Annotated in this window: 11 protein-coding genes; 6 read left to right on the top strand and 5 right to left on the bottom strand. The window is 59.5% G+C overall.

What is annotated here, in order from left to right:
• Positions 1 to 23: 23 nt before the first annotated feature.
• Positions 24 to 266: a hypothetical protein gene (locus ACX80D_RS04455; RefSeq protein ID WP_459321544.1), complete on the bottom strand. Its 243-nt coding sequence runs from the start codon at positions 264 to 266 to the stop codon at positions 24 to 26.
• Positions 267 to 483: 217 nt separating this feature from the next.
• Here ACX80D_RS04455 and ACX80D_RS04450 point away from each other — a divergent pair, with 217 nt between their 5' ends.
• Both ACX80D_RS04450 and ACX80D_RS04445 read left to right on the top strand, forming a co-directional pair.
• Positions 484 to 1,125 carry a peptide deformylase gene (locus tag ACX80D_RS04450; protein WP_459321427.1) on the top strand — a complete coding sequence of 214 codons (642 nt, stop codon included), beginning with the start codon at positions 484 to 486 and terminating at the stop codon, positions 1,123 to 1,125.
• 33 nt (positions 1,126 to 1,158) lie between these two features.
• On the top strand, positions 1,159 to 2,037 hold the full coding sequence (locus ACX80D_RS04445) for a methyltransferase domain-containing protein (protein WP_459321426.1): 879 nt from the start codon (positions 1,159 to 1,161) through the stop codon (positions 2,035 to 2,037).
• A gap of 22 nt (positions 2,038 to 2,059) precedes the next feature.
• Here the strand turns inward: ACX80D_RS04445 and yczE are convergent, their stop codons facing one another.
• A complete protein-coding gene (gene yczE / locus ACX80D_RS04440) occupies positions 2,060 to 2,767 on the bottom strand; it encodes a membrane protein YczE (RefSeq protein ID WP_459321425.1) in 708 nt (235 codons plus the stop codon).
• A 60-nt stretch (positions 2,768 to 2,827) separates the two neighbouring features.
• Here yczE and yczR point away from each other — a divergent pair, with 60 nt between their 5' ends.
• The 4 genes from yczR to ACX80D_RS04420 all read left to right on the top strand — a co-directional run bounded on the left by yczR (position 2,828) and on the right by ACX80D_RS04420 (position 6,334).
• Positions 2,828 to 4,237, top strand: a complete 1,410-nt coding sequence (yczR, locus tag ACX80D_RS04435) for a MocR-like transcription factor YczR (protein WP_459321424.1) — start codon at positions 2,828 to 2,830, stop codon at positions 4,235 to 4,237.
• Between the two features lie 63 nt (positions 4,238 to 4,300).
• Positions 4,301 to 4,795, top strand: a complete 495-nt coding sequence (locus tag ACX80D_RS04430) for an NfeD family protein (RefSeq protein ID WP_459321423.1) — start codon at positions 4,301 to 4,303, stop codon at positions 4,793 to 4,795.
• 87 nt (positions 4,796 to 4,882) lie between these two features.
• Positions 4,883 to 5,818, top strand: coding sequence for an SPFH domain-containing protein (locus tag ACX80D_RS04425; protein ID WP_459321422.1), 936 nt, complete (start codon positions 4,883 to 4,885; stop codon positions 5,816 to 5,818).
• A gap of 174 nt (positions 5,819 to 5,992) precedes the next feature.
• Positions 5,993 to 6,334, top strand: coding sequence for an RNA polymerase-binding protein RbpA (locus ACX80D_RS04420; protein WP_459321421.1), 342 nt, complete (start codon positions 5,993 to 5,995; stop codon positions 6,332 to 6,334).
• Between the two features lie 138 nt (positions 6,335 to 6,472).
• On the opposite strand, the gene ACX80D_RS04415 is transcribed toward ACX80D_RS04420, so the two are convergent.
• From ACX80D_RS04415 to ACX80D_RS04405, 3 genes are all read right to left on the bottom strand, one after another.
• The gene (locus tag ACX80D_RS04415; protein ID WP_459321539.1) at positions 6,473 to 7,204 is read right to left on the bottom strand and encodes a polyprenol monophosphomannose synthase; all 732 of its coding nucleotides are present in this window, start codon (positions 7,202 to 7,204) and stop codon (positions 6,473 to 6,475) included.
• Between the two features lie 456 nt (positions 7,205 to 7,660).
• A complete protein-coding gene (locus ACX80D_RS04410; protein WP_459321420.1) occupies positions 7,661 to 9,313 on the bottom strand; it encodes an amidohydrolase in 1,653 nt (550 codons plus the stop codon).
• Between the two features lie 120 nt (positions 9,314 to 9,433).
• Complete coding sequence (locus ACX80D_RS04405) at positions 9,434 to 12,364, bottom strand: DEAD/DEAH box helicase (protein ID WP_459321419.1); 2,931 nt, start codon at positions 12,362 to 12,364, stop codon at positions 9,434 to 9,436.

The raw sequence follows: 12,364 nt of genomic DNA, 5'->3' as shown, positions 1-12,364 counted from the left end.
TGGGTGTGTGGGCGAGTCTGCCCCTACCAGAGTGTCTGGGTAAGCCAACTGCACGCCGTCGTGCTTTCTGGTGAAGACCACCAGGACGTCGTCGAAGGACTGTTGGGCCAAAGCAATAGCTCGTAGCGTTCCTTGTTGTGTTTGAAATCGATTTCAGAGTTGCGGGCGCTGGCGTCGGGACGGTTGAAGACGTCGACGATGAGTGAGTGGTCGCTGATCAGCTCGCCGTCACTAGCAAGCTCACTAGGTGCGTTACCTGTGCGCAATGAAAGTATCCGAATATTGCTCCCCTCAAGGCACCCGCATCACTGATTGCTTGGCACAATAGGAGCGGGGATCGGCACAGCGTCCGACTCAGTAGGCAGCAACATCAACAGAGACACTCGGCAGACACAGGAGCATGCGGCATGACAGTTCAGGGTACGGATAGGCACGGCCTCACTCAAACAGGGGCACATGAACTCGATGTAGCTGAGGCCCGCAATGTCTGAGCCGCTGACCATCGACGATTCTTACCTGCGCGCTACCGTTACCGCTATCCTGGCCGCCGATGACCTGCCCACCATTGTGCAGGCTGGCCATCCCGTCCTGCGCGCCCGGGCTCTACCTTTCACCGGCCAACTCTCCTCCGCGGAGCTGGCCCACCTGATTGACATCATGACCGCAACCATGCATGCAGCGCCGGGGGTGGGACTCGCCGCGCCGCAGCTCGGGATTCCGCTCCAACTTGCAGTGCTAGAAGATATGTTCGAAGTTTCCCCTGAGAACGCCGCTGCCCGCCACCGTGAACCGCTGGAACACTTCACCATCATCAACCCGTACTACCAGCCGCTGGGCACGGAGTTGGCCTCGCACTACGAAGGCTGCCTGTCCATGTCAGGCTGGCAGGCGGTAGTTGAGCGCCCTGCCGCCGTTGAACTGACGTACGACGACGAACACGGCACCGCGCGCACCCGCCAGTTCGCGGGGTGGCAGGCGCGCATTGTCCAACACGAGACCGACCACCTCTTCGGCACCCTCTATATAGACAAAGCCCACACACGCTCACTGGCCAGCAATGCACAGTACAGCCAACACTGGGCCAATCCAGACATTGCCGCCGCACGGGCAGGACTGAACTTCTGAACTAGTGAGCCTGCGAGCGCCTAAGATGATTCCATGGAAATCTCTGCTGTCAATGCCCTGGTGTGCCCTCATTGCGGATCGGAGTTCTCCACCCCAAGCGCTGGTGCTGGGTTGCTGGCATGCACGGCCGGTCACAGTTTTGACATTGCCCGTCAGGGTTACCTGAACCTCCTGACGGGTCACGGGACTAAATTTGTCCCCGATACCGCTGCTATGGTTGCGGCCCGCGATGCCTTCCTTGACGCGGGCCACTACGAACCGCTTGCTCAAGCGCTCGCAGATCGGGTCAAGGAACTCTTGCCTAGCGCATCTGTGAATGCCGCTACGCCGAATGTTGATTCCGTGATTGTCGACGCCGGTACCGGCACCGGCTACTACCTACACCACGTACTTGCTGCCACTGCGGTAACTGCCGTAGGCATGGACATTTCCAAGTTCGCGCTACGCCGTGCCGCCCGCCGCAACCCGCAGGCGTTGAACATTGCGTGGGACCTGTGGCGCGAGCTGCCGCTGGGAGCCAGCACGGCCGACGTCGTACTTGTGGTCTTTGCGCCGCGCAACGCCAGCGAGTTTGCGCGCATCCTCAAGCCGGGCGGCACCCTGCTGGTGGTCACCCCGTTGGCGAACCATCTGGCCGAGATTGCACAAGACGCTGGCATGCTGGGGATTCAAGAGGATAAGGAATCGGCCCTGAACCATTCACTGGAGGAGCACTTCACTCCAGCGGGTAGTCAGGAGCTACTGGTTCCGCTCCATCTTGGCCCAGCAGACATTGGCAACGTTGCTCTTATGGGACCGGCTGGCCATCATCTTGACACAGTGGCGCTCGCCGCACGTCTGGCGCAGCTGCCCGCTACCACTGAGGCAACAGCCGCGTTCCGGATTTCCACCTTCATGGCACGCCAGCACTGACGCGCAGGCTCCATGGCCTGTCCTAGCGTTGAGGTTCGGGCAGCTCTACTTTGGTGGTGCGCACACTTTTGGCGTGCAGATCAACGCGCAACCAGCGCAGCGTCACCTGAGTCAGCGGCCCTACACCCAAGGCGAAAGCTGCAGTACCAGCACCCACCACGCCACCGAGTAAGAATCCCACCACAACAACGGATAGCTCAATGCCGGTGCGGATGATCCACACCGGGCGGCCAGTGACGCGAACCAGCCCTGTCATGAGCCCGTCACGCGGACCTGGGCCCAGGCCTGCGCCAATGTACAGCGCAGTTGCGAAAGCGAGCACGAACAGGCCAGCGGCGAAAGACACGGTTTGCAAGGCGAGGTGCTCGGCCTGCGGAATCAGGGCTAGCCCTGCATCGGCGAAGACGCCCACCAAGATGGCATTGGCAATGGTGCCCACTCCCGGGCGCTGCTTCAACGGGATCCAGAACAACAGAACCACACCGCTGATGATGATGGTGCACAGGCCAAAGGAAATGCCCACCGTGCGGGACAGTCCCTGAGCGAAAACGTCCCAGGGTGAGGCGCCAATATTGCCTCGGATCATCAACGCAATGGCAAAACCGTACAGGACCAGCCCCACGAAGAGTCGCAGGAACCGTACGGGGAGGTTTTGGGTGGTAATGAAGAGTCGCAGGAACCGTACGGGGAGGTTTTGGGTGGTAATCAGGGACGTGAAGTACTGGCGCATGAGTCCATCATGATTGAAAGTGGCCTTACAACATAGATCCAATTCAACTAATGTGGCCTCATGAATACTCTTGTCACTGGGCGCAGGCTGGCACGCGAACTCGGCGAATGGCGCAGCAACGCCCCCGCCTACCGCTCACTGGCCGAACGCATCAGGGTCCTGCTCATGGATGGGCGGCTCGCCAGTGGCGCCAAACTCCCCGCCGAACGGGAACTGAGCCAAGCCCTAGACCTCAGCCGAACCACCGTCGCCGCTGCTTATTCCAAGCTCCGCGAGGACGGCTTCCTCGACAGCGTCCGCGGCTCTGGCAGCACCTTGCGTCTACCTGGCTTGGAACGCGGCGAACACCGCCTACACCCCGGCCTGGCCCTGGACTTTACCAAGGCCACAACGCCCGCCTATCCCGGACTCCAAGCCGCCTACGCCACCGCACTGAGCGAACTGCCTCTCTACCTCTCCCACGACGGCTTCGACATGGTGGGCCTACCAGATCTACGTGAAGCGATCGCGCAGAGCTTTAGCGATCGAGGACTGCCCACCAGCGCAGATCAAATCATGGTCACCGTGGGCGCCCAACATGCACTGAACCTCGTAGCCCGGACCCTGTACTCCCCCGGCGAACGCATCCTGGTAGAACAGCCCACTTATCCTCACGCCCTGGACACGTTCACTTCCCTTGGCGCTCGCATACTGGCATTTCCCGTACGGCAAGAGAGCGGTTGGGACTTACAGGAAGCGCTCTTGCAAATCCGCCGAGCGGCACCCAGCATGGCGTACCTCATGCCGGACTTCCATAACCCCACCGGGCTGAGCATGTCAGTGCCAGACCGCGAGTATTTAGCTGCCGCAGCGGACCGAGAAGGGACGGTCTTGGTGGTGGATGAAACGACGGCGCTCCTGGACATTAGCCGCGGCCCACTGCCACCTATGGCATCTTTCTCGCCCAACATCATCACCTTGGGGTCTTTGGGCAAGATTGCGTGGGGCGGGCTGCGCATTGGCTGGATTAGAAGCCATAAGGATATGCAGGCCCGGCTCCTGCGCAACCGTCCCGCCGTCGATCTTGGCACCCCGCTCATGGAACAGCTGGCGGCATTGGCCCTCATAAACGATCTCCCGTCTATGGCCGCAAGTCGCAGCCTGGATCTGCGGCGCGGCCGAGACACGCTTGTACATTTACTCCGCGAGCACATGCCGCAATGGGAAGTGGATGTTCCCGAGGGTGGGATGTCCTTATGGATTAACACCGGGACCATGTCCAGTTCCGCACTGTCACTAGCGGCACGCGCAGAAGGGCTGGGCTTGGTGCCGGGGCCACGGTTCGGAATTGATGGCGCCTTTGAACGCCATCTAAGGCTGCCCTTTTGCTATAGCAACGAACAATTGCGGGAGGGTGTGGAGATCCTCAGCGCCTTGGCTGAACAGGTCGGTTCGGAGCCGCCAAGAATACCTCTTCAGGCAGTGATTTAGCCGGAAGTTTTCAGCTCAACGTAGTAGGGTCGTAGATACGAAATAAGTCCTAAGGGGGACTCAATGCTCGAATGGATCAATGACTTCGGCTGGATTATATGGCTGACGGTTTTCCTGCTCCTAGCTGTCGCTGAAATGCTGACGTTGAATCTGTATTTCATTTTGATGTCCGTAGGAGCACTCGCCGCGCTTATGGCATTCCTGTTTGGCGCTGAGCTCTGGTTGCAGATCGTTGTCTTCTGCGTCGTCGCCCTAGCCACAACAGTTCTCATTAGACCGCTGGCCATGAGCCACTTGCATCGTGGCCCCGCCGATCAACTCTCCAATGTAGAGCGCCTCATCGGTCACTCTGCCGTGGTTCTAGAGACCGTTGGCACTGGCGGCGGACTGGTAAAGATTGGCGGGGACATCTGGACCGCCAGGATTTCTGGGGGTGCGCAGATTCCTGTGGGCGCCACGGTTGAAGTTGCCGCTATTGACGGGGCAACAGCAATTATCAGCCATCCGTCCACGCCCAAGGCCAGTGGAACACCAGAGACCCCGGCAACAACAGCCTAGACACTTTATGCGCTAGGGCCTCACCACGCCTGCGTGGTGGAACCGTGCGCAGTTACACGATTCTTAACATAGAAAAGAGGGGATTTCATGGGAGACGGAGCCGGCGCAATAGTGTGGCTGTTTGTAATTCTTGTCCTACTGATATTTGTCGTCATTGTTTTGGTGCGCTCTGTGCGCATCGTTCCGCAGGCTCGCGCCGGAGTGGTGGAGCGTCTGGGCAAGTACCAGCGCACGCTCAATCCTGGGCTGACCATATTGATCCCGTTTGTGGATCGCCTGCTGCCCTTGCTGGATCTGCGTGAGCAAGTTGTATCATTCCCGCCGCAGCCAGTGATTACCGAAGATAACTTGGTCGTTTCCATTGACACCGTGGTCTACTTCCAGGTTACCGACCCACGTGCGGCAACGTACGAGATCGCCAACTACATCCAGGCCGTCGAGCAGCTGACCACCACCACTTTGCGTAACGTGGTGGGTGGTTTGAACTTGGAAGAAGCACTGACCTCACGCGATCAGATCAACGGTCAGCTCCGCGGCGTCCTCGATGAGGCCACCGGCCGATGGGGCATCCGCGTTAGCCGTGTTGAACTCAAGGCCATCGATCCGCCACTGTCTATCCAGGACTCCATGGAAAAGCAGATGCGTGCAGAGCGTGATCGCCGTGCTGCCATTCTGACCGCGGAAGGCACCAAGCAGTCAGCTATTTTGACTGCTGAAGGTGAGCGCCAGTCCTCCATCCTGAAAGCTGAGGGTGATGCCAAGGCAGCCATCCTCCGTGCTGATGGTGAGTCTCAGGCCATCCAGAAGGTCTTCTCCGCCATTCACAAGGGCAACCCCACGCAGAAGCTGCTGGCCTACCAGTACCTGCAGACGCTGCCCAAGATCGCATCCGGCACCTCCAACAAGCTGTGGATCATCCCCAGCGAAGTGGGCGAGGCTTTGAAGGGAATCGGCAACGTTTTGGGTACCACTACCCCGGACGCGGACGAGGCCTCCGAACCAATGGCAGGGACCGGGCAATAACCCGGCACACGCCAACAGCAAGAACTGCACAGTCCGCGCGGTCAATCACGTATAATAGGTGATTGGCCGCGTGGCGTTTGCCCGGCCGGAGTTTTAGCATCACGGACACCAGTGCAGGAACAACTGGCGGATGTTATGCGTTGAAACAACAGTAATCAATTTGAGGGAGAAGTCATGAGCGATCGCAGCTTGCGTGGCATGCGCCTGGGCGCACAAAGCATGGAAACCGAATCAGGTGTGGAGCCGGCTCCCCGCCAGCGTGTGGAGTACCGCTGTGCCGATGGCGAGGAAGTCTTCGTTATGTTCTCATCCGAGGCTGATATCCCGGCCACCTGGATGTCCAAAACTGGCAAGGAAGCCCTGCTGGTCAACGGCGAGGCCCCAGATACCTCCAACGACAAGCCTGTGCGAACCCACTGGGACATGCTGCTGGAACGCCGTAGCCTTCCCGAGCTGGAAGTCATCTTGGCCGACCGCCTGACCGTCCTGCGCGAAAAGCGCGGCGAAAAGGTCTAGGCCCAAAGGTCTAAGCGATACGGTTTAGGCGTGAAGCCGAATCATAAAGAACGCCCCTGGGAAGATTCCCAGGGGCGTTTCTTGTTCACGAGCCAGGGTTATTAGTGAGCTCGAGACGTCAAGGACTGAAGTCTGGCGTTACTTATTGCGCCCGGTCAATTTATTCCAGCGGGCACTCAGGCCCCACTTGGTGACATTGATCATGGCTTCTTGGACAATGTTGCCGCTCATTTTGGAATCACCAAATTCGCGCTCCACGAAAGTGATAGGAACCTCAACGACTTTCATGCCCTTTTGGCACACGCGCCACAGCATATCCACTTGGAAGCCGTAGCCCACTGACTCAACGGTGTCGAAGTCCAAGGCTTCAAGGGTGGTTCGGCGGAAAGCCCGGTAGCCGCCAGTGACATCGCGGATGGAGATCCCCAGGATGACCCGTGAGTACAAGCTGCCACAGGTAGAGATCAGCTTGCGGTGCAACGGCCAGTTGACAACCTTGCCGCCGGGAATCCAGCGTGAACCCAATACCAGGTCAGCGCCTTGATCAATGGCATCTAACAACAAAGGCAACTGCTCAGGCTGATGGGAGCCATCGGCATCCATCTCCACGAGCACGTCGTAGCCTGCATCCAGGCCCCACGTAAAGCCAGCCAAATATGCGGCTCCTAAACCTTCTTTACCGGCACGGTGAAGAACGTGAACCTGCGGATCGTTAGCTGCAAATTCATCGGCCCAGTGGCCGGTGCCATCAGGGCTGTTGTCATCGGCAACCAGCACGTCCGAGTGTGGCACGGCAGCCCGCAGACGAGCCAAGGTCTTGGGCAACGACTCGATCTCGTTGTATGTGGGAATGATCGTCAGGACACGCAACAATTGGTGCCTTTCCGTAAAGATAGTCAAGGTGGAGGACGCTGCCAACACTTCCGCCCGGGCCGGCACTGGAATTCTTCTCACAGTGGCCCGGCAGATAGCGCCAAGAATCTATTATAGGCGAGGGCACGGGGCAAAAGATGAGCCCACGCACCTTCGGACCAAATCTGACCCGCGCAAAGGCGCAGAACAGCTCTGTTTTCTACTGGTGCGTGAGCTTATCTCCGAAATGTCGGCCGAGGTTCACGACCTCCGAACCGACCGGAAGCCTCCGTGAGGAGGTTCTCCACTCCCCTAAAGCTAATTGCCTCCGACGGCACTGTCAACATGCCCCTGACCTGCACTAACACCTATCCGCGCAGGTCAGAACGGCGAGGCTGGAGATAAACTTTTTTAGATTTTTGAGGACTCCACCCACCCCATCGGCACTGATCAGAGCCCACTCCGGTTCAGAACTTAGAGCGTGGGATCCGCCACATCGAAGTCAGCTGCGGCAAATAGTTCCCTGCCTTGGTGGACAGTCTGGAGACAACGCGGGTCGCTGCCAGTGTCCAGAGCCGGCAGCAACGGAGTGCGTGCCCGCGGATCCGTTGACCACGACTGCACGCGCTCATCAGCCACCTGGACCATCAGCTGCTCCACATCCCAGATAGCGAAACTTGCTGGCGCCCCCGGGCCCAGCTGGCCCATGAACGGGTTCTGGGACTTTGACGCTCGCCAGCCGGCGCGGGTGTGACCAATAAAGGCAGCGCGGGCGGAAACTCGCGCAGCGGGGTTGTGGTGGTTCAGTGCAGCCCGGACACTGGCCCAAGGGTTCAGAGCCGTGACTGGAGTGTCTGAGCCAAAGCACAGCGGAACTCCGGCCGCATAGAACCGAGCCAAGGGGTTCAGCTCGGTGGCACGCTCAGCTCCCAAACGACGGGCGTACATCCCCTCAGCGCCTCCCCACTGTGCATCGAATGCGGGTTGTACAGAGACAGTCACGGAGAACTTAGCCAGTGCGTCCATGGCTGCGGCATCCACCATTTCTGCATGTTCAAGGCGGTGCCCGGCTGCCCGAATCTGATCGAGGCCTACGCGCTGGGCAGCACGTTCCAGACCCTGCACGGCGATCTCCATGGCGCCGTCGCCAATGACATGGAAGCCACCGGTCAATCCCAGTTCCGAGGTGGCCGCAAAATGGTCAGCAACCTGTTCTACGCTGAGATGGGCTGTACCGGAACTTTCAGGAGCGTCGGCGTAGGGCTGGCGCAGCAACGCCGAGCGTGAGCCTAGGGAGCCATCAATGTTGATGTCGCCAGCAAGGCCCAGAACATCGACGCCGAGATTTGCCATGACCGCACGGGCCTCGTCGGCGCTGGCGACCAGCTGGCCCCAATAGGGCAGGATTTCAGGCAACGCCTCAGCGGCATCTCTTGCACCTAGCGCCACGAGAGCAGCCAGATCTGCAGGAGACCCAACATGTGGGGCAGCCATCTCCGCCAAGGCTACATAGCCGTTCGCGGCGGCATGGCGCAATGCCGTGCGTTGTACGGCATCACGACGCTCTGGCGTGAGATTCCGGGCGGCATCGCGGGCGGCAATGTGAGCAGCACCGCTGACCAGACCGTCACCGTCCCAACCGTCCAAAGCTGCCAACTTGCACCGCTGAGCCAGAGTGGCGGAAACCAGCCCGGAGTGGACATCTATGCGTGCCAGATAAACCTCTCCTCCGCCTGTGGCATTGTCCAGCTCGACGGCGCTAGGTAAGCGAGTGTCTGGCCACAGTGAGTTATCCCAACCATGACCAAGCAACACGCCGTCAGTCGCCGAACTCGATGCTGAAGCCGCGGCCACCAGCTCTAGTACCTCTCTGGCAGATCTGGCAACGGAAAGATCCACCGAGTTCATCGCCAAGCCAGTCTCGGTGATGTGGGCATGTGAATCCACAAACCCCGGCGTCACCAAAGCCCCAGCCAGGTTCACTTCACGCATCCGCGAATCCAACAGCGAGGTGGCAGCATGTTCGGAGCCCACCCAGGCCACCACATCGCCGTCTACCAGCATGGCCGTGGCCAACGGGTCTACGGAGCTATATACCGAACCGTTGCGGTACAGGGTTAAAGACATGACTTCATGGTCCTTTCACAATGTCCAACTGGACACAATTCAACAAAAATAATCCAAATGAAATTCGCCCGCTTTGAGGCTGGCCTACTGTGCTTCTTCGGGCTTAAGCTACTGGACTTATTACTCCAAAGCTCGACTACTCTGGGTCTCCACCGTCGCGTAGGCCACCACGCCGCGGCGCAGCAGCTCCACAGCTTTGCGGCAGGTCCCGGCAAAACCTGGATGAACGTTGGGTACCTGCGACAGTTGACCCAAGAGATCGATCACTTGCTTGGTCCAGCGGACAAAGTCGCCAGCCGCTAAATCGGTACTATTCAAGGCGTCGTGCAGACTGCGCCCCTTGGCCCACTTATACATGGCCCACACCAAACCCATCTCGGGCTCGCAGGTCAGTGGTAGCTTGTGCGACTCTTCAGCGTTCTGCAGCTGCGACCATAAAACCACCACGTCTTCGGCTGCCTGCTCCAGACTGACACTGGGCATGCGCGGGCGGGTGCCCTCGGCGTCGCGCTTGGATTGGTAGACCAAGGTGGTCACAAACGCCGCCAACTCCGCTGCGTCGAGGTCATTGAAAGAACCCTTTCGCAGTGCCAGCGCAATGAGCAGGTCCTTCTCACCGTACACGCGCCGCAGCCGTTGCCCGTCCTCGCTAGGAACCAGATTTCCGGAAGGATCAGCCACCACAAATCCATAGCTGGCCAGCAGGTCAATCACCCGGTCGAAGGTTCGGGCGATGGTGTTTGTGCGCGCCTGAATGGCACGGACAATCCCATCGGTTTCCTTCCGCAACTTCCACCAGCGCTCGGACCAACGCGCATGATCCTCTCGGTCACTACAACCATGGCACGGGTGGGCACGCAGGTTCCGGCGCAATGTGGCGATCGCCTCGTCGTCGGCCGCGGCAGATCCAGCGAGCGTGAAGGCCGCTGACCGGTGTGGTCGCTGCGCTGCGGGCTCGGCCACTTTAGCCTCAACTGCCGCAAGTAAGTTGCGCTTGTCCTTGGGAACTTTTGGATTGAACCCTTTGGCAACGCGCACCTGGCCAACCGGCTCCACGGGACCGTCCAGATCCTCCAACTTCAAGCGGCGATATTCCTTGTCCATACCCAACACACCCGGCCGCGGCACTCGCGCTTGGCGATCTTCATCAAGTACGACGGCGTAGCCCGGGTTGCGCCCGCCGCTCACCATGATCACGTCCCCAGTGCGCAGATTCGACATGGATTGCGCTACGGCGTCGCGGCGCTGCTTTGCTTTGGACTTGGACGCACCGGATTCGTGATCCGAAAGTTCCCGGCGCAGTTTGGCGTATTCATTAAAGTCGCCCAAGTGGCAGGTCATGGATTTTTCGTACCCTGCCAGAGACTCCTCACGGGAGCGTACCTGGCGTGCCAGATCAACCACGGAACGGTCGGCTTGGAACTGGGCAAAGGAGGATTCCAAGATGGAGCGGGTGCGGACCCGGCCAAATTGGGCGATGAGGTTGATGCTCATGTTGTAGGTGGGGCGGAAGCTAGAATTCAGTGGGTAAGTGCGTTTGGACGCCAAGCCACCCACAGCGGCCGGGTCCGTGCCCGGTTGCCAGAGGACTACGGCATGACCTTCAACGTCAATGCCACGCCTTCCGGCACGGCCCGTCAGCTGGGTATACTCCCCCGCAGTGATGCTTACATGTGCTTCGCCATTGTATTTCTCCAGTTTTTCCAGCACCACGGTGCGGGCTGGCATGTTGATGCCCAGGGCCAGTGTTTCGGTGGCAAAAACGGCCCGGACCAGCCCGTCCACAAATAGATCTTCCACTACTTCCTTGAAGCTGGGCAGCATCCCTGCATGGTGGGCGGCGAGGCCTCGCAAGAGCCCGTCGCGCCAGCCCCAAAAACCGAGGACTTCCCTATCGGAATCGGGAAGTTCTGCGCACGCCGTGTCCACCCTGCGGGCAATCTCGGCTTGTTCCTGCGGCGTGGTCAGCCACAGCCCGGCGGCCGCACACTGTTGCACGGCAGCGTCACATGCTGCGCGGGAGAAGATAAACGTAATGGCCGGCAGTAAGTTCTTGCTCTCCAGCGCCCTGATAACTTGCGGGCGGGAAGCGGCACGTGCCCAGCCTTGTGGCCCACCTTGGGCACCGCCGTAGCGGCTGCCCTGATCCTGCCGGGATGAATCTTGGTAACCACGCCCGCGCGATCCTCCACCACCGCGACGGCCGTGACTTAAACCGCGCCCGGTGCTGACGGATTCGCTCCGGGCGAGCTTGAGCAGCTCAGCATTGATCTTCGGGGTTTTGGCTGAACTGCTTGCCCTGCGTTCCTGGGTCCCTGTCCCCACCATGTCGGGGGCAATTTCATCGAAGGCTACGTTCTCGGCAAAGAGATCCACCAAATCCTTCCGGACCATGATGTGCTGCCACAGCGGGACCGGGCGGTGCTCGGAGACAACAACGGCTGTATCCCCCCGTACGCTGCCCAGCCAGGCGCCAAATTCTTCTGCGTTGGAGACTGTTGCGCTGAGCGAAATGACGGCAACTTCACTGGGAAGATGGATGATCACTTCTTCCCAGACAGCCCCACGGAAACGGTCGGCTAGGTAGTGGACCTCATCCATGACCACGTAGGCCAAGCCAGTCAGCGTGTGAGAGTCGGCATAGAGCATATTGCGGAGCACCTCGGTGGTCATGACCACCACAGGTGCTTCGGAGTTGATGCTGGTATCCCCGGTTAACAGGCCCACATTTTCTGAACCATATTTGGCACAGAATTCTTGGTATTTTTGGTTACTCAACGCCTTGATGGGGGTGGTGTAGAACGCCTTGTTTCCCCGTTGCAAAGCCAAATACACGGCGAACTCGCCGACAATAGTTTTCCCTGCGCCAGTGGGCGCAGCAACTAAAACACCGCGGCCGGCCTGGACGGCTCGGCACGCGGTGTTTTGAAAATCGTCGAGTTCAAAGTTCAGGCCAGCTTTGAAGTCCCCAAGATCGGTCCTGTTATCTTGGACCCGCAGCTTCGCTGCCAAGAATCGTTCGGAAGGGCTTGGCGTGTCTGAGGTGGGCAT

Source organism: Arthrobacter sp. Sr24, from assembly GCF_054511175.1.
The sequence above is the reverse complement of the archived record's forward strand: the minus strand, read 5'-3'. Positions and strand labels throughout refer to the sequence as shown.

Excerpts from the sequence above, each read along its gene's own strand:
- ACX80D_RS04405 (WP_459321419.1), bottom strand. The coding sequence starts at position 12,364 with ATGCCCACCTCAGACACGCCAAGCCCTTCCGAACGATTCTTGGCAGCG.
- ACX80D_RS04420 (WP_459321421.1), top strand. The coding sequence starts at position 5,993 with ATGAGCGATCGCAGCTTGCGTGGCATGCGCCTGGGCGCACAAAGCATG.
- yczR (WP_459321424.1), top strand. The coding sequence starts at position 2,828 with ATGAATACTCTTGTCACTGGGCGCAGGCTGGCACGCGAACTCGGCGAA.
- ACX80D_RS04445 (WP_459321426.1), top strand. The coding sequence starts at position 1,159 with ATGGAAATCTCTGCTGTCAATGCCCTGGTGTGCCCTCATTGCGGATCG.
- ACX80D_RS04410 (WP_459321420.1), bottom strand. The coding sequence starts at position 9,313 with ATGTCTTTAACCCTGTACCGCAACGGTTCGGTATATAGCTCCGTAGAC.
- yczE (WP_459321425.1), bottom strand. The coding sequence starts at position 2,767 with ATGCGCCAGTACTTCACGTCCCTGATTACCACCCAAAACCTCCCCGTA.
- ACX80D_RS04430 (WP_459321423.1), top strand. The coding sequence starts at position 4,301 with ATGCTCGAATGGATCAATGACTTCGGCTGGATTATATGGCTGACGGTT.
- ACX80D_RS04450 (WP_459321427.1), top strand. The coding sequence starts at position 484 with ATGTCTGAGCCGCTGACCATCGACGATTCTTACCTGCGCGCTACCGTT.
- ACX80D_RS04425 (WP_459321422.1), top strand. The coding sequence starts at position 4,883 with ATGGGAGACGGAGCCGGCGCAATAGTGTGGCTGTTTGTAATTCTTGTC.